This window comes from Halomonas cupida (assembly GCF_900142755.1).
Lineage (GTDB): Bacteria > Pseudomonadota > Gammaproteobacteria > Pseudomonadales > Halomonadaceae > Halomonas > Halomonas cupida.
Window position 1 is genome coordinate 1 of record NZ_FRCA01000015.1, and the last position, 15,971, is coordinate 15,971.

The 15,971-nt window shown below is 61.3% G+C and carries 14 protein-coding genes and 1 rRNA gene; 8 read left to right on the forward strand and 7 right to left on the reverse strand.

Annotated elements, in window-relative coordinates:
• The first annotated feature begins 127 nt into the window (after positions 1-127).
• Positions 128-243: ribosomal RNA gene (gene rrf, locus BUE38_RS19900) — 5S ribosomal RNA — on the forward strand.
• A gap of 260 nt (positions 244-503) precedes the next feature.
• Here the strand turns inward: rrf and BUE38_RS19905 are convergent.
• The 5 genes from BUE38_RS19905 to BUE38_RS19925 all read right to left on the reverse strand — a co-directional run bounded on the left by BUE38_RS19905 (position 504) and on the right by BUE38_RS19925 (position 7,343).
• On the reverse strand, positions 504-2,126 hold the full coding sequence (locus tag BUE38_RS19905) for an ABC transporter ATP-binding protein (RefSeq protein ID WP_073436994.1): 1,623 nt from the start codon (positions 2,124-2,126) through the stop codon (positions 504-506).
• 24 nt (positions 2,127-2,150) lie between these two features.
• A complete protein-coding gene (locus BUE38_RS19910) occupies positions 2,151-3,035 on the reverse strand; it encodes an ABC transporter permease subunit (RefSeq protein WP_073436995.1) in 885 nt (294 codons plus the stop codon).
• A 3-nt stretch (positions 3,036-3,038) separates the two neighbouring features.
• A complete protein-coding gene (gene oppB / locus BUE38_RS19915) occupies positions 3,039-3,965 on the reverse strand; it encodes an oligopeptide ABC transporter permease OppB (protein ID WP_073436996.1) in 927 nt (308 codons plus the stop codon).
• 20 nt (positions 3,966-3,985) lie between these two features.
• Positions 3,986-5,626, reverse strand: a complete 1,641-nt coding sequence (locus tag BUE38_RS19920; protein ID WP_234987119.1) for a peptide ABC transporter substrate-binding protein — start codon at positions 5,624-5,626, stop codon at positions 3,986-3,988.
• Positions 5,627-5,714: 88 nt separating this feature from the next.
• Positions 5,715-7,343: a peptide ABC transporter substrate-binding protein gene (locus BUE38_RS19925; protein WP_234987120.1), complete on the reverse strand. Its 1,629-nt coding sequence runs from the start codon at positions 7,341-7,343 to the stop codon at positions 5,715-5,717.
• A 451-nt stretch (positions 7,344-7,794) separates the two neighbouring features.
• On the opposite strand from BUE38_RS19925, the gene prfB reads away from it, so the two are divergent.
• The 7 genes from prfB to BUE38_RS19960 all read left to right on the forward strand — a co-directional run bounded on the left by prfB (position 7,795) and on the right by BUE38_RS19960 (position 14,750).
• Positions 7,795-8,893, forward strand: a protein-coding gene (prfB, locus tag BUE38_RS19930) for a peptide chain release factor 2 (RefSeq protein ID WP_371860439.1) whose coding sequence is annotated in 2 segments (ribosomal slippage) — positions 7,795-7,869 and positions 7,871-8,893 — 1,098 coding nt in all. Because the reading frame shifts where the segments join, the coding sequence is not laid out codon by codon here.
• 171 nt (positions 8,894-9,064) lie between these two features.
• On the forward strand, positions 9,065-10,606 hold the full coding sequence (gene lysS, locus BUE38_RS19935) for a lysine--tRNA ligase (RefSeq protein ID WP_073436999.1): 1,542 nt from the start codon (positions 9,065-9,067) through the stop codon (positions 10,604-10,606).
• A gap of 125 nt (positions 10,607-10,731) precedes the next feature.
• Positions 10,732-11,118, forward strand: coding sequence for a hypothetical protein (locus BUE38_RS19940; RefSeq protein ID WP_073437000.1), 387 nt, complete (start codon positions 10,732-10,734; stop codon positions 11,116-11,118).
• Between the two features lie 355 nt (positions 11,119-11,473).
• Positions 11,474-12,877, forward strand: coding sequence for an MFS transporter (locus BUE38_RS19945; RefSeq protein ID WP_073437001.1), 1,404 nt, complete (start codon positions 11,474-11,476; stop codon positions 12,875-12,877).
• A 199-nt stretch (positions 12,878-13,076) separates the two neighbouring features.
• Positions 13,077-13,388 carry a BolA family protein gene (locus BUE38_RS19950; RefSeq protein WP_073437002.1) on the forward strand — a complete coding sequence of 104 codons (312 nt, stop codon included), beginning with the start codon at positions 13,077-13,079 and terminating at the stop codon, positions 13,386-13,388.
• Entirely contained in the window at positions 13,385-14,233 is an 849-nt protein-coding gene (locus tag BUE38_RS23330; protein WP_073437003.1) for a hypothetical protein, read from the forward strand. The genes BUE38_RS19950 and BUE38_RS23330 overlap by 4 nt, the downstream gene beginning before the upstream one ends.
• Entirely contained in the window at positions 14,226-14,750 is a 525-nt protein-coding gene (locus BUE38_RS19960) for a GNAT family N-acetyltransferase (RefSeq protein ID WP_234987121.1), read from the forward strand. The genes BUE38_RS23330 and BUE38_RS19960 overlap by 8 nt, the downstream gene beginning before the upstream one ends.
• 159 nt (positions 14,751-14,909) lie before the next feature.
• Here BUE38_RS19960 and BUE38_RS19965 read toward each other — a convergent pair whose 3' ends face one another.
• Positions 14,910-15,131, reverse strand: a complete 222-nt coding sequence (locus BUE38_RS19965) for a cell division protein ZapB (RefSeq protein ID WP_073437005.1) — start codon at positions 15,129-15,131, stop codon at positions 14,910-14,912.
• Positions 15,132-15,324: 193 nt separating this feature from the next.
• A complete protein-coding gene (gene rsmD / locus BUE38_RS19970; RefSeq protein WP_073437006.1) occupies positions 15,325-15,939 on the reverse strand; it encodes a 16S rRNA (guanine(966)-N(2))-methyltransferase RsmD in 615 nt (204 codons plus the stop codon).
• Between the last annotated feature and the right edge of the window lie 32 nt (positions 15,940-15,971).

The following is a 15,971-nucleotide window of genomic DNA, read 5'->3' on the forward strand; positions in this document are numbered from 1 at the left end:
AACCGGTACTAATGGTCCGTGAGGCTTGACCATATAACACCCAAGTGGTTTTGGTCGATGACGCACGAAATTTACGATTGACCGGATACAGAGACGTATCACGTCGGCATGATCTACACCCTTTTCGCCTGACGACCATAGCGAGTGTGAACCACCTGATCCCTTGCCGAACTCAGTAGTGAAACCGCTCAGCGCCGATGGTAGTGTGGGGTCTCCCCATGTGAGAGTAGGTCATCGTCAGGCATCTATTCGAAAAAATCCCCCGGATACGTCCGGGGGATTTTTTTTGCTTCGAGCGCCGAGCACGCTGGGCTCGGGCCGCGTGCGGTTCCGTGCCCCCATGTTGCTCGAAGCTCGTTGCTTGCCAACCCCGGTCATCGAGCGATGGTCGGGGTTTTCGCCTTCTGTGGCAGGCCACGAGCCTCGAGCACGCTACGCTCGGGCTGTGAGCAGTGCCGTGCCACCATGCAGCTCGAAGCTCGAAGCTCGAAGCTCGAAGCTCATCAAGCCACATCCTCGAGCATGGCGGCAGCAATCAGCTTCCTGGTGTAGTCGGTCTGCGGGTCGGCAAAGATCTGTTCTGTGCTGCCCTGTTCCACCACGGCGCCTTCCTTCATTACCAGCACCGTATCCGATAGCGCTCGAACCACGGCGAGATCGTGGCTGATGAACAGGTAAGTCAGCCCGTACTTGTCCTGGAGGTCACGCAACAGCTCGATGACCGTTACCTGTACCGAGCGATCGAGTGCTGAAGTGGGCTCGTCGAGCAGCAGGAAGTCCGGTTTCAGCACCAGGGCGCGGGCAATGGCGATACGCTGACGCTGGCCGCCGGAGAATTCGTGGGGGTAGCGATTACGCATGCCCGGGTCGAGACGTACCTCCTCCAGAGCCGCCATCACCTGAGACTCGCGTTCGGCGCGACTGAGGTGCGGAGCGTGTACCTTGAGGCCTTCACCGATGACATCGCCCACTGTCAGGCGTGGTGAGAGCGAGCCATATGGATCCTGGAACACCACCTGGAGTCGTGAGCGCAGAGGGCGCATTTCGGCCTTGTCGAGCGTGTCGAGCCGGGTATCCTCAAAGCGTATCTCACCCTTGCTCTTGAGTAGCCGCAGCAGCGCCCGGCCCAGTGTCGACTTGCCCGAGCCGGACTCGCCGACGATTCCGACGGTCTGGCCACGGCGAATATTCAAGTCGATGCCCTTCACCGCCTCGAAATAGTCGCTGGGGCCGAACCAGCGTTTCTTGATCGCGAAGCGCACACGTACATTCCTTGCCTCCAGCAGCATGGGCTGGCTGTCGGATACGACTGCCTTGCGTCCATGAGGCTCGGCATCGATCAGCATGCGAGTGTATTCATGCTGTGGGGCACGGAAGACCTCTGTGGTGTCCCCCTGTTCGACCAGCTCGCCATGGCGCATCACACAGACGCGGTCAGCGAAGTGACGCACGATGGTCAGGTCATGGGTGACGAACAGGATCGCCATCCCATAACGCCGCTGCAGGCCCTTGAGCAGCTCGAGGATCTGGGCCTGGACGGTGACATCCAGAGCCGTGGTGGGTTCATCGGCGATCAACAATTCGGGCTCGCCGGCCAGTGCCATGGCGATCATCACCCGCTGCCGCTGGCCGCCGGACAGCTCGTGGGGAAAGCTGTCGATGCGCCGGTGTGGCTCGGGAATTCCCACCTGCTCCAATAGTTCGATGGCTTTGGCACGTGCGGGCTTGCCCTTGAGGCCCTTGTGACGATCCAGCACTTCACGGATCTGCTGACCGATACGGTGTAGTGGGTTCAACGATGTCATCGGTTCCTGGAAGATCATGGCGATCTCACCGCCACGAATCCGGCGCATGCGCTTCGCGGTGGCACCGAGCAGTTCCTCCCCCTGGAAACGAATGCTGCCGCTGGCCTTCGCCAACTCCGGTAGCAGCCGCATGATCGCGGTGGAGGTGACTGATTTTCCGGAGCCGGATTCTCCGACCAGGGCAAGGGTCTCGCCGGGCTCCAGTTGAAAATTGATGCCCTTGACGGCCTCGACGCTGCCATGGGGCAGCTCGAACTGCACCGCGAGGTCAGCGACCTCAAGCAGGGGGCCGCTGGCGGGACGGGATGGGTGTTCAGTCATGCTGGCTACTCCTTGGTGTCACCGTCAGCGAGTCTTGGGGTCCAGGGCGTCGCGCAATCCGTCGCCGAGGAAGTTGAGACAGAACAGGGTCACGGCGAGGAACACTGATGGCACCAGCAGCATCCAGGGTTCGGTCTGCATGGATTCGGTGCCTTCGGAGATCAGCACCCCCCAACTGGTCAGTGGTTCCTGTACCCCGAGGCCGAGGAAGGACAGGAAGCTTTCCAGCAGAATGACCTTGGGTACCGTCAGAGTGACATAGACGATGACCGGGCCTATCGCATTGGGGATCAGGTGACGGGTGACGATCTTGCCATCCTTGACGCCGAGGGCATGGGCGGCCTCGATGAACTCGCGTTGCTTCAGTGCCAGCGTCTGGCCGCGCACGATGCGTGCCATATCCAGCCACTCGACGGCACCGATGGCGGCATAGATCAGGAAGATATTGCGCCCGAATACCACCATCAGCAGGATCACCAGGAACATGAAGGGCAGTGAATACATGATGTCGACAAAGCGCATCATCAGGTTGTCGAGGCGTCCACCGACATAGCCGGAGATGGCGCCGTACAGCACGCCGATCACCAGACTCACGAAGGTGGCCACCAGTGCCACGGACAGGGAAATCTGGCCGCCGTAGAGGGTGCGGGTCAGCAGGTCGCGGCCGTTGGCGTCGGTGCCCAGCAGATGCCAGCCCTCCAGCGTCGGCGCGCTACTGAAGGCGTTCCAATCAACCTCGGCCAGCCCCCAGGGGCTCAGCATGGGACCCAGGAAGCAGGCCAGTGCCATCAGGCCAAGCAGCGCGAGACTGACCATGGCTGCGCGGTTCTGTGACAGTCGACGCCAGGCGTCACGTCCGAGACTGTCACCTGCAGGAGCAATTGTCTGATTCAGGGTATCGGTAGTCATGGCTCAGTCGTCGTAGCGGATCTGTGGATCGAGGGCGGAATAGATCAGGTCAACGATCAGGTTCATCAGCACGATCAGGGCGCCATAGAAGACCACGGTACCCATCACCAGGGTGTAGTCTCGGTTCAGTGCGCCCTGTACGAAGTAACGACCAATGCCGGGAATGCCGAAGATCTGCTCGATGACCACCGAGCCGGTGATGATGCCGGCGATGGCCGGGCCGAGATAGGAGGTCACCGGTAACAGCGCCGGGCGCATGGCATGGCGCCATACCACCTCGGTTTCTGTCAGTCCCTTGGCACGGGCGGTGCGGATATAGTGACTGCCGAGCACCTCGATCATGCTTGCCCGCATCATGCGGGCGATGTAGGCAATCTGAGGGACGGCCAGCGCGACGATCGGCAGGATCATGTTGGGTAGCGCTCCATCATTCCAGCCACCCGCCGGTAGCCACTGGAGCAGCACACCGAAGACCAGTGCCAGCAACGGCGCAATCACGAAGTTGGGCACGGCGATGCCGGCCAGCGCCAGGCCCATCACTGTGTAGTCGATGCCGGTGTTGCGCCTCAGGGCAGCGATGACGCCCAGTGGTAATCCCACCAGTAGAGCCAGCAGAATGGCCAGCCCGCCGATTTCGAGACTGACCGGGAAGCCCTGCATGATCAGTTCGGTGACAGTGAAGTCCTTGTACTTGAACGAGGGGCCGAAATCGCCCTGCACCAGATTGCCGAGGTAACGGGCATACTGCTGCCAGAGCGGCTCATCGAGATGGTAGGCGGCCATCAGGTTGGCCTCGATCTGCGGCGGTAGGCTGCGCTCGCCATCGAAGGGACCGCCCGGTGCCACTCGCATCAGGAAGAAGGCGATGGTAATCACGACCAGCATCGTGGGAATCGCCTGCAACAGGCGTTTCAGGGTGTACTTGAGCATTGCGCCAGAGTCCTCCTTGATTACTGGCTGGTGTCATTCTGCGTCTTGAGAGAGACGTAGCGCAGTGGATGTACATCGAGCGGCGTGCTCTGCCAGCCCCGTACGTGAGGGGCCACCAGATGCACGCTGACGTAGTCGTAGATGGGCAGCAGCACATTGGCATCCAGCAGGCGCTGCTCCGCTGAACCGACCAACTGGCGTCGACGCTGTGGGTCGAGTTCGGCGCTGCTCCGGCGGACCAGGTCGTCGTACTCCTCATCGTGAAAGCCGGTGCTGCGCGCCGCGGACCCACCCGAGGCATAGGCATTGAGGAAGTCGTAGGCATCGTCGACCGTGGCGATCAACCCGTAGCGGGCCAGTTCAAAATCGGCCTGACGTACCGTGGCGTAGTGCACTGCCGCCTCGCGGTTGATCAGCTCCAGTTCGATCCCCAGCGGCTTCCACATGGCAGCGATGGCTACGGCGATCTTGCGATGATCGTCCAGGGTGTTGTACGCCAGGCTCAACTGCAGCGGGTGTTCTGGTCCATAACCGGCTTCATCGAGCAGCTGTTCGGCACGTGCCAGGCGTTGTTCCATTGGCCAGTCGGCAAAGGCCAGACGGGAGTCGGGCGCACCACTGACCGCGCGCGGCACGTACCACCAGGAGGGTGTCTGACCGATGCCCAGCAACTGGTCGGTGATCACTTCGCGACGCAGGGCCAGATTGAGCGCCTCGCGCACACGAGTATCGGCCAGAGGCGTACCTTCGCGCAGGTTGATCATGTAGAAGTAGCTGCCCAGCAATGGGCCGACCTGCAGCGACTCTGGAAGATGCTGCTGGACCCAGTCGAAGCGTGCCGAGGGCACCCCCGAGTAGGAGATATCCAGATCGCCGGCGCGAAAGCGGTTGAGAGCGGAGGCGGGATCTTCAATGGCATGGAAGGTGATGCCGTCGAGGGCGACTTCATCCACGGCGTAATAGTGCGGGTTACGCGCGACGTCGATGTGATCCTGAGGGCGCCAGTCCGTGAGCACAAAGGGACCGCTGGAGACCATGACACCTGGACGTGTCCAGTCGGTGCCACTGCTCAGCAGGTGCTCGGGCAGTGGTGCTGCTTCGCTCATTGCCAGGGCCTGAACAAACCAGGCCGTTGGTTCGACCAGTCGAATTTCCAGCGTATGGTCGTCTAGTGCGGTGACGCCGAGACTCTCGCCATCCACCTTTCCGGCATTGATCTCCCGGGCGCCGACGATCGGATAGTACAGGTTGGCGTTATGGTTGGCTGTGGCGGGATCCAGCACACGGCGAAGGGCAAACACCGCATCGTCGGCAGTGATCGGCTCACCATCCGACCAGAGTGCCTCGCGCAGGTGGAAGGTGTAGCGCTTGCCATCCTCGGAGACCTCCCAGCGTTCGGCGAGGCCGGGCTCGAGGCTGCCATCCGGTGCATAGTTGAGCAATCGATCGAACAGACTGCGGGTGATGCGAGTTTCCCAGTTGCCATTGACCTTCTGTGGGTCGAGGGTTCCGGGCTCGGCGCCATTACCGACCTGCAGGGTGGCACTGGCTGCCGTCGTACTGATCACTGTCGTACTGAGCGCAAGTGATGCCGTCAGTGCGAGACGGCGGATCATGTCCCAGGGGGACATATCTCTGAAAGACATATCTTTGGAAGACACAGGACCATTCCTCCCCAGCGCAGCAGGGGCGTGGCTGCCGTGCGGGCAGAGTCCGGCCCCGCTGCGCTTGATGGGTTGAATTCAGGGATTACTCGTCGATGGAGATCCAGCGCGACGGATGGTCGTCGTCGATATTGTCTTCCCAACCGGAGAGGGCCGGGTTCACCAGGTTGCGCGACACGTAATAGAGCATGGGGATCAGGGCGTTGTCGGCGAGCGCTGTGGCTTCGGCCTGTTCCATCAGCGCTTCACGCTCGTCGGCATCCAGCGTCATGGCCGCCTGATGGTAGAGCTCGTCGTACTCGGCACTGGAGTAAGCGCCGTAGTTGTTGCCGGCACCGGTGCGCAGCAGCGCCAGATAATTTTCGGCGTCGTTGTAGTCGGCGATCCAGCCGGCGCGAGCGATGTCGAAATCGCCCTGAGCAATGGTCTGGTAATGCACCGTGGCTTCGGAGTTGACCAGTTCGACCTCGACGCCCAGCGGCCGCCACATGGACGACACGGCCACGGCAATCTTCTTGTGCTCGTCGGTGGTGTTGTAGCGAAGGCGCAGTCGCAGCGGATTCTCCGAGCTGTATCCAGCCTCCTCCATCAACTCCTGTGCACGCTCCATACGGGCATTCATGTCATCGGTAATGTCGTTGCCATCGGCATCGCGGAAGGTCACGTTCTGAGCGTCGTAATGCTCGATACCCTCGGGGACAAAGGATAGCGATGGCAGGAAGGTGCCCTGCAGAATCTGCTGGGCGATCACCTCTCGGCGTACCGCCATGCTGAGCGCCTCACGCACCCGCGGGTCGGTGGTCGGATGTCCCTCACGGTGGTTGAAGACGTAATAGTAGCTGCCGAGATAAGGCGCCATGTGAGTGGCGTCGGGAATCTGTTCCTTGAGCAGCGAGTACATGCTCGAGGCATACTCGCGCATGATGTCCAGTTCACCCGCACGAAAACGCGAGACCCCGGCATTGCGGTCCTCGATGGTGTGGTAGCGCACGCCATCAAGGGCGACTTCATCGGCCTCGTAGTATTCGGGGTTCTTTCTGGTCGTGATTCGCGACTGTGAGATCCATTCGGTCGGCGTAAAGGCGCCATTGGTGACGATGTTGTCCAGGTCGACGTAGTCCTGCCCGAACTCCTGCCAGGTGTGCAACGGTTGCGGGTAGGTGGTGTAGTGGGTGAGTAGCTGGATGAAGTAGGGCGTCGGGGCATTGAGATGAACGACCAGGGTCCGTGGGTCGACTGCTTCCACCCCCAGCTCTTCAAGAGGCTTGTCGCCGGTATTCACGGCTTCTGCGTTGACTACGGGATAGAGCTGATAGGCGTACTTGGAGGCACTGGCCGGGTCGAGTAGGTGGCGCCAGCCGAACACGAAATCATCGGCGGTAACCGGCTCTCCATCGGACCAGCGAGCATCCTCGCGCAGGTGGAAGGTGTAGGTCCTGCCATCCTCGGAAACGTCCCAACTGGCGGCCATGCCCGGTAGAATCTCACCGTCCGGTGACTCCTTCACCAGGCCCTCGTAGACATCCATCAGCACCTGTGACTCCCAGATGCCGCCGGAAATCTTCGAGGTGTCGAAGGAGGCCAGTTCGCCGGTGACACCGATATCCAGGGTGGCAGCCAGACTGGCGGGGGCGAGTGTAAGGCCTGCGAGGCCGATGGCGGAGACCAGCGCCGTGCGGCGCAACCAGGTATTGCGTGAGAGAGACATCGTCATGACTTCCTTGCACGTTGATGGTTATTGTTGTGCGGCGCGCTATCCAGCAGCGCGGACAGCCGTGCCCGCTTTGGTTGTTCCAGCCCTCGCATGGGCCTCCTGCTGTGGCCCATGGTGATGACCCAGGCTCTGGCCGGTCGTGGTCACTGTGGTTACGGCACTTGGGACTGAGCACCTGGGACTGAGCACTTGAGACTGAGCACTTGAGACTGAATGTACAAGACCATCGCGCCAGGGCCGCAACGCTGTCCAGACGAAAATTCTCATAGCGCATTACGTTTCGTCGATGATGGCGGGCAAACCTTATCTGGCGCAGCGCTTCTGGGCGCCGCGGGTGGCGTTGGAACAGGATGAACCTGGGAGACACCACACCTGGAATTGGCTACAATATTTGCCCTTTTTCAGGGCCAGACGATGGTCCTGCCATTTCCCCTGTGGATAGGCGATTCCCATGTTGGAAACCAACCCGATTCATAACCTCATCAAGGACCTGTCTGAGCGGACAGAAGTCCTGAGGGGGTATCTTTGACTATGCCGAGAAGAAGGATCGGCTAGAGGAAGTCTCCCGCGAGCTCGAGGACCCGGGGGTCTGGAACGACCCGGACTATGCCCAGAAACTGGGCAAGGAGCGCGCATCGCTGGAGATGGTCGTGGCCACCATCGACGAACTCGATCAGGGACTGGGTGATAGCCGCGACCTGCTCGAACTGGCCGAAATGGAAGACGACGAGGATACCGTCAGCGAAGTCGAGCGTGAGCTCGAGGCGCTGAAGACCAACCTCGAGAAGCTCGAGTTCCGGCGTATGTTCTCCGGCGAAATGGACCCGAACAACGCCTACCTCGATATTCAGGCCGGTTCCGGTGGCACCGAGGCTCAGGACTGGGCCAACATGCTGCTGCGCATGTATCTGCGCTGGGCCGAGAGTCACGGCTTCAAGGCTGAGATCTCCGAGCTGTCGGCGGGCGAGGTTGCGGGTATCAAGTCTGCTACTGTGCACATCCAGGGCGACTACGCCTTCGGCTGGCTGCGTACCGAGACCGGCGTGCATCGCCTGGTACGCAAGAGTCCCTTTGATTCCGGTGGACGCCGTCATACGTCCTTCGCCTCGGTGTTCCTGTCACCGGAGATCGACGACAGCTTCGAGGTCGAGATCAATCCGGCGGATCTGCGTGTGGATACCTACCGTTCCAGTGGCGCCGGCGGACAGCACGTCAACACCACCGACTCTGCGGTGCGAATCACCCACGAACCGAGTGGCGTGGTGGTGTCCTGTCAGAGCCAGCGTAGCCAGCATGCCAACCGCGACTTTGCCATGAAGCAATTGAAGGCCAAGCTGTGGGAAGTGGAGATGCAGAAGCGCAACGCCGCCAAACAGGAAGCCGAGGATGCCAAGGCAGACATCGGCTGGGGCAGCCAGATTCGCTCCTATGTGCTGGATGACCAGCGCATCAAGGATCTGCGTACCTCCGTGCAGAGCAGCAACTGTGACAAGGTGCTTGATGGCGACCTCGATGATTTCATCGTCGCCAGCCTGAAACAGGGGCTTTAAGGCGCTACCCGTGGCAACCTGTAGCCTCGCCGCACAGCAGCGTGCGGGGCTACATTGATTTCCATCGTTCTCGATCTTGCCATTTTCACCGTCTCCCTCGAGGAGCCCCGGAAACGATACATCGCGTTTCCGCCAGCGATACGAGACAACTTCTGATACAGGACACTGGCCATGGCCAACCAGGATATTCCCACCACTAGTTCTTCCACTACAGGGGATGCCGCTCAGGAAGAAAACCGCCTGATCGCCGAGCGTCGTGCCAAGCTGGCCGCTCGTCGCCAGTTGGTTGCCGAGAAGGGTGGCAGCGTATTCCCCAATGACTTCCGTCGCGACAGCCTGGCCGCTGAACTGCAGGCTGAACTGGGCGACCGAGACAAGGACGAGCTGGAGTCGCTCGGCCGTGCTGCCGCTGTGGCAGGCCGGGTGATGCGTAAACGTGGTCCCTTCATCGTGATTCAGGATGTCAGCGGGCAGATTCAGCTGTATGTCGACAAGAAGGGGCTGCCGGCGGAAGTGTTGGACGACATCAAGGGCTGGGATATCGGTGACATCGTGGCGGGACGCGGTCCTGTGCACAAGTCCGGCAAGGGCGACCTGTACGTGATGATGCAGGAAGCGCAACTGCTGACCAAGAGCCTGCGCCCGCTGCCGGACAAGTTTCATGGTCTCACCGACATGGAAGCGCGCTATCGCCAGCGTTATGTCGACCTGATCATGAATCCGGATTCGCGTCGTGTATTCGAAACGCGTGCGGCCATCATCAGCGCCATGCGCCGGTTCTTCGAGGATCGCGGCTTCATGGAAGTCGAGACGCCGATGCTGCAGCCGATTCCCGGCGGTGCAACGGCACGTCCGTTCACCACCCACCACAATGCGCTGGATATCGATATGTATCTGCGTATTGCCCCGGAGCTGTATCTCAAGCGGCTGGTGGTGGGCGGCTTCGAGCGGGTATTCGAGATCAATCGCAACTTCCGCAATGAAGGCCTGTCCACGCGTCACAATCCCGAGTTCACCATGGTCGAGTTCTACTGGGCCTATGTCGACTACCGGGCACTGATCGATCTGACCGAGCAGATGCTGCGCGAGATTGCCCAGAAGGTGTTGGGTACCACGACCCTGAACTACCAGGGGGCCAGCTATGACCTGGGCCAGCCGTTTGTGCGCATGACCCTGCGTGAAGCTATTCTGGCTCATGGCGAGGGCATCTCTGGCGCGGACATCGACGATCTCGAGGCGGCGAGGGCGCTGGCAGCGCGCCTCGGCATTCAGGTCAAGGATGGCTGGGGCCTCGGCAAGCTGCAGACAGAGATCTTCGAGGAAGTCGCTGAGTCGAAGCTCGACCAGCCGACCTTCATCACCGAGTATCCCGCCGAGGTCAGCCCGCTGGCGAGGCGCAGCGATGCCAACCCCTTTGTCACCGACCGTTTCGAGTTCTTTGTCGGTGGACGCGAGATCGCCAACGGCTTCTCCGAGCTCAATGATGCCGAGGATCAAGCCGAGCGCTTCCAGGCCCAGGTGGCCGAGAAGGATGCCGGTGACCTGGAAGCCATGTACTACGATGCGGATTATGTCCGCGCACTGGAGGTTGGCTTGCCGCCGACCGCCGGTGAAGGCATTGGTATCGACCGACTGGTGATGCTGTTCACCGATAGTCCATCGATTCGTGATGTCCTGCTGTTCCCGGCCATGCGCCCTGAGGTAGCCGAGTAAGCTCAAGCGTCACTGCCGGCATTGCCAGCGGAGTTTACCGCTGGCAATGATCCGGCGTAGTAAGCGCTGGTAAGGGAGCAACAGAGCGCACATAATGGCTGCGTTTCGACGTCGAGGAGACTGTGATGAAACTGCTCAACCGCTCCGCCCTGAGCGTCAGGCCGACCCAGCATTTCGTTGACTGGATCAATGCGCTTGAACCGACGGTAGGCGATGATGACCTCACTCTTGCTGATGTCGAGCGCGAGAGCACTGTCTATCTGATTCCCGAGATGGATACGAGGGAAGCACTGGACGCCTTCGTTCGCGAGCGTTACCTCGATGTGCTTGAAAGCGAACTGCGTGCCTGGGAAGAAGACGAACGACAGTGGCCGGAGACACTCGATTGGGCCCTGTTCGAGCGTTTTCTACAGGTCGAGCACAGCTATCTGGCGGTAGATCTCGATAATGAGGTAGCGCTGGAAATCGCTGAAGTGGATGACGAATTGCTGGTCGATCTCGACCAGGATTGATGGTGTTCGGCAGACATGGCCATGGGGCGTGATCGCAGCCCACTACATGCCTCTCGGACGGGCCCCGAGGTATCCTCGCGGGGCCTTCTGCTCAGCGAGACCGCCTGCCTGGCGGGACCTTCTGTCTGGATAATTGGTCAGCATGGCTCTTCTGAGTGTCTATTTCCGAGTGCCTGTTTCCGAGTGCCTATTCAGGCCAGGGCTTGAGCCACACTGCGCCTGTGCTCTTTACAGGATGTTGTGGAGTCTGAATCGGACTGCTGTTTTCGATCGACTATTCTGTAGCTCGTAGCTCGTAGCTCGTAGCTCGTAGCTCGTAACCGCTTTCCCCGTGCCATGCCGATGGATACTGTGCATGAGTCGTTTATTCTCTGATCGTGAAGGTGATGATGGCCTGCCTGGTGGCGAGCGCCGTCTGGCCGTGATCGCGCTGGTGCTCGGTACCCTGATGGCGGTCGTCGACACCACCATGATCAATATTGCCCTGCCATCAATGGCACGCGATCTCGATATCTCCCCTTCACGGGCCATCTGGATCACCAACCTGTTTCAGGTGGTCTGTGCGGCCATGTTGCTGGTATTTGCCGCCGCCAGTGAGCTGCTCAGCCGACGCAAGGTCTATGTCGGCGGTATCGGGCTGTTCACCCTGGCTGCCCTGGGCAGTGCGCTGGCGCCCAATTTCGAGACGCTGCTGGTGTTCCGAGCCCTGCAGGGTGTCGGTGCCGCAGCGACTCTGTCGATTGGTCCGTCGCTGTATCGCATGATCTTTCCCTCACGACTGCTCGGCAGTGCACTGGGTCTGTCCTCGCTGGTGGTGGCGGCCGGCTATGCAGCCGGGCCGTCGATCGGCGGTCTGATCCTGTCGGTGGCCCGCTGGCCCTGGCTGTTTGCGCTCAACCTACCTCTCGGTCTGGCGGCGGTGGTCATGGCCTGGCGAGCTCTCCCGCGTGAGGCGCCCCGTGAAGGCAATTTCGACGCCATCGGTGCCGTCTCGTCGATGCTGATGCTGGGCGGGCTGTTCATGGCCATGGATGCAGTCGGTCACCGGGCGCCGTTGCTCGAGATCGTCGGCTGGGTGGCGCTGACCTGCACAGCGATGCTGGGCTTTGTGTGTCGTCAACGGCGTGCCAGCCATCCGCTGCTACCGCTCAGTCTGTTCCGCGAACCACGCTTTCGGCTGGCGGTCGGCGCTCAGGGAACGGCCTTCATCGGTCAGGGGCTGACGTTCGTTGCGCTGTCTTTTCTGTACCAGCAGGAAATGGGGTTCTCGGCGTTGCATACCGCCTGGTTATTCACTCCCTGGCCGTTGACCATCATGCTGGTCGGCCCGCTTGCCGGTCGCCTGGCGGATCGCTTCAATCCCGCTCTGGTGGCGACCCTGGGACTGGTGTTGCTGTTGATGGGACTGGTGAGTCTGGCCTCGCTACCGGCAGATGCCGGGGTTCTGGATAGTCTGTGGCGCACGGCATTGTGTGGAGCAGGGTTCGGCCTGTTCCAGCCACCCAACAATCGTGAGCTGATGACCAGCGTGCCGCTGGCGCGCAGTGCCAATGCATCGGGCGTCATGAGTACCACACGTACAGTAGGGCAGTCGCTGGGTGTCGCACTGGTGGGGCTGTGTCTCGCCGCAGGCACGGGTGTCCAGCAGGCGCTGTGGATCGGAGCCGCGACCACGCTACTGGCATTGTGCATCAGCATCGTTCGTGTAGGACGTGCCGGGCGAGCGCATGGAGAGGCGCGCGCGCTACGGGCTTCGTAGATGTCGGGTCAACAGCGTACAATGATTGTCAGGGAATGAGACTGTGCAGGACACAGTGTCACCCGTCGAGACAGTCCATTGCAGCTCATCACCTGCAGGCGCCATGGATGCAGCTGTCAGGGAACTGTCGAGGCGTTCAGCTTCCTGCTGGGTTCCATTCTCCCTGTTTCGAGAACCACTCACCTATTCGAGAACCGATATGAGCATTCAGGCGACCATCGAAGATAAACTCAAGGCGCTGGAGCCCACCGAGTTGGTGGTCGAGAACGAGAGCCACATGCACAATGTGCCGCCGAATTCCGAGACTCACTTCAAGGTCACTCTGGTGTCGGAGCGCTTTGTCGGATTGATGCCGGTCAAGCGCCACCAGCAGATCTACGCGTTACTGGCCGATGAGCTTTCCGGCCCGGTGCATGCGCTGGCGCTGCACCTTTATACCCCTCAGGAATGGTCAGCTCGCGGAGGAGCACGTCCCGACTCTCCCAACTGCCTGGGTGGTGGGCGCTCGTGACAGCAGAGCCGACACGGCTGGCCTATCTGGACGCCATGGGGCTGACCGCGTGGACCGCCCGCTACCAGTTGCCCAATGCCCTGGCGACACCGGTCTGCGACTGGCCGGAGCAGGAAGCACCGCAACCTGTCCAGGCCAGGGCAGGAGCCGAGAGCCTGCACGCACTGCTGGATGACACTGCTCCGAAGGCGGCGCCGAATTCTGAAGCGTCGCCTGCCGCCGAGGCCAGTGCCCGATCCGGTCGTTCCCAGCGCAAGGCTCGTGCTCTGTTGGGGGATATTGCGCCCCTTGAGGCCGAGCAGGAGCCTGGTGGCAATGCGGCGGCTGGAGAAGTAGAGGCGGTGCCGGAAACGGCAGCCGAAAGTGCTGAAGCGCTGCGTTTCGAGTGCCAGGTATGCTGTCTGGATGGGCGCTGGCTGCTGATGGTGGCACAGTCACAGCCACTGGATGCCGAGTGTCAGCGCCTGCTGCTGAATCTGCTGCGTGCCGCCGGAGTTCAGGCGACACAGCGCCCGGGGTTCGAGTCACTGCGCTGGCCTCTGGAAGAGGGGCTGCCGGTGCATCAGCCCCTGGCCGAGGCTCGTCAGGGACTCAAGGCTTTCGTGGCCGGTCGTCGTCGACGTGGCTGGGAGCCGGAGCGGGTGTTGCTGTTCGGTGAGAGCGAGGTGCTGCAGAGCGTGGTCGATGCCGGTGATAGTGACCACAGCCGCAGTCTGGCACTGCCGCTGTGGCAGGGGCCAGGCCTGCAGGAACTGCTCGGCAGCGCTGAAGCCAAGCGGGCCCTGTGGCCACGCATTCAGGCATGGCGTCAACAATGGCTGGGTGGGGCGCAACAGAGTGACTGAGGTGGTTCTGCTGGAGCCTTCCGACCTGCCGGACCTGATGGCGCTGGAGCAGGCTCAGGAAGTGGCGGTGTCCACACCGGCCTCGTTGAGCGCGGCGCTGTCCAGCAGTCCAGACGAGATGCGGCATCAGGTTTTCGGCGCCCGTTCCGAGGAGGGCCGGTTGCTGGGATATGCGATGCTGGCGCTGCAACCCTTTGATGCCGAATTGGAAGCCATTCTGGTGGCAAGTGAGGCGCGACGTCAGGGGATTGCCGGGCGCTTGCTCGACAGGGTGGTCACCGCCGCCCGTGATCAGCAGCTCGAACGGCTGCTACTGGAAGTGCGGGCCGGTAATCAGGCAGCGATCGCCCTGTATCGAGCGGCGGGCTTTCAGCTGGATGGAGTCCGCAAGGGGTATTATCCTCCAGGCCCAGCCGCAGGCGCTTATCCTCCAGGCCCAGCCGCTTCATCCCCAACCGCAAGCTCCGGGCTGCGCGAGGATGCGTGGTTGATGTCGCTTGACTTGAATTCTTGTTAACCCGGCATGCTTTCATGTTGGGTTAATGGCGGCACATGGACGCGCCGCCGTCGGCAGGGCACACGAATGCGGAGGGACTCAGTATGAGTCCCTCCGCATCATTGTTTCGGTAAGCCTTGCTGCTGCCGACCTGGACCGAGTGAGTCGGCTGTGCTCGACCTAGACCGAATGAGCCGGCTGTGCCGCTGCCTGCGGCTGACTGCCATCGACCTCGTCGAGCTTACCGAGCAAGGACGTCAGGCGACGCTCCCAATCCTCGCGCTCCTGCTTGAGGCGGGTATTTTCCTCGCGCAGCTCCTCGGCTTCCATCTTCAGCAATTCCAGAGCCTCAACAGCGCTGGTGACTTTCTGTTCGAGCTGGTTGAAGAGTTCAGTGCTCATCCTTGTCTCCTGCATGACATTCGTTCAGGCGCGCAGAGCGCGCATCGGGAAGCAGTGGATGAATGGCCGAGCGAATCGCTCACCGAGGCATTCAGGCAGTGTTTCCTGGAGCATGAGCGTAACGCTGTGAGGCGACAGGAACAAGCGTCGCGGCTGGGCGACGTCAAGGTCGTGACCTGGATGCTCGTTGCGATCAATCCATGCTGCGCTGATAGAGCCGTGCATGGCTGTCTCCGGCGCGCAGCTCGCGATGCAATTGCCAGGTGTCGGGCACCTCGACCTCCAGTCCGGACTCGACCTCCAGGTAGATCCAGCTTCGCGGGGCCAGCCAGGCGGAAGCTTCGAGGGTGGCACAGCACGGCTCCGCCAGGCCGAGACGGAAGGGAGGGTCGAGCAGCACCAGTGAGTAGGGCGCATTCGGCGTCGTGTTCTGGAGCCAGGCAATGGCGTCGGTGTTGATGACCTGGCCTTGAGTGATGCCGAGGGTTGCCAGGTTCTGTTCGATCAACTCGGCCACCTGACGATCACTTTCGATGAACGTTGCCTCGCGAGCGCCGCGTGACAGGGCCTCGAAGCCCAGAGCACCGGTGCCGGCAAACAGGTCCAATACCCGGGCAGCGTAGAGCTCCCCAGTCAGCCAGTTGAACAGGGTTTCGCGTACGCGATCGGGAGTTGGGCGCAGACCGGGCTTATCGAGCACGGGCAGCAGACGACGTCGATGGTCGCCCCCGATGATGCGCAGCTGGCCTGGTCGCGATGCATTGCGCGAGGTGCGGGCCGGGCGAGAAGAAGAGCGTTTTCGTGTCATGGGTTGCGATTCTACTGGAAACGCAGCCGTTA

Coding starts and splice junctions, on each gene's coding strand:
- BUE38_RS19905 (WP_073436994.1), bottom strand. CDS start 2,126: ATGACTGAACACCCATCCCGTCCCGCCAGCGGCCCCCTGCTTGAGGTC.
- BUE38_RS19910 (WP_073436995.1), bottom strand. CDS start 3,035: ATGACTACCGATACCCTGAATCAGACAATTGCTCCTGCAGGTGACAGT.
- oppB (WP_073436996.1), bottom strand. CDS start 3,965: ATGCTCAAGTACACCCTGAAACGCCTGTTGCAGGCGATTCCCACGATG.
- BUE38_RS19925 (WP_234987120.1), bottom strand. CDS start 7,343: ATGACGATGTCTCTCTCACGCAATACCTGGTTGCGCCGCACGGCGCTG.
- lysS (WP_073436999.1), top strand. CDS start 9,065: ATGGCCAACCAGGATATTCCCACCACTAGTTCTTCCACTACAGGGGAT.
- BUE38_RS19940 (WP_073437000.1), top strand. CDS start 10,732: ATGAAACTGCTCAACCGCTCCGCCCTGAGCGTCAGGCCGACCCAGCAT.
- BUE38_RS19945 (WP_073437001.1), top strand. CDS start 11,474: ATGAGTCGTTTATTCTCTGATCGTGAAGGTGATGATGGCCTGCCTGGT.
- BUE38_RS19950 (WP_073437002.1), top strand. CDS start 13,077: ATGAGCATTCAGGCGACCATCGAAGATAAACTCAAGGCGCTGGAGCCC.
- BUE38_RS19965 (WP_073437005.1), bottom strand. CDS start 15,131: ATGAGCACTGAACTCTTCAACCAGCTCGAACAGAAAGTCACCAGCGCT.
- rsmD (WP_073437006.1), bottom strand. CDS start 15,939: ATGACACGAAAACGCTCTTCTTCTCGCCCGGCCCGCACCTCGCGCAAT.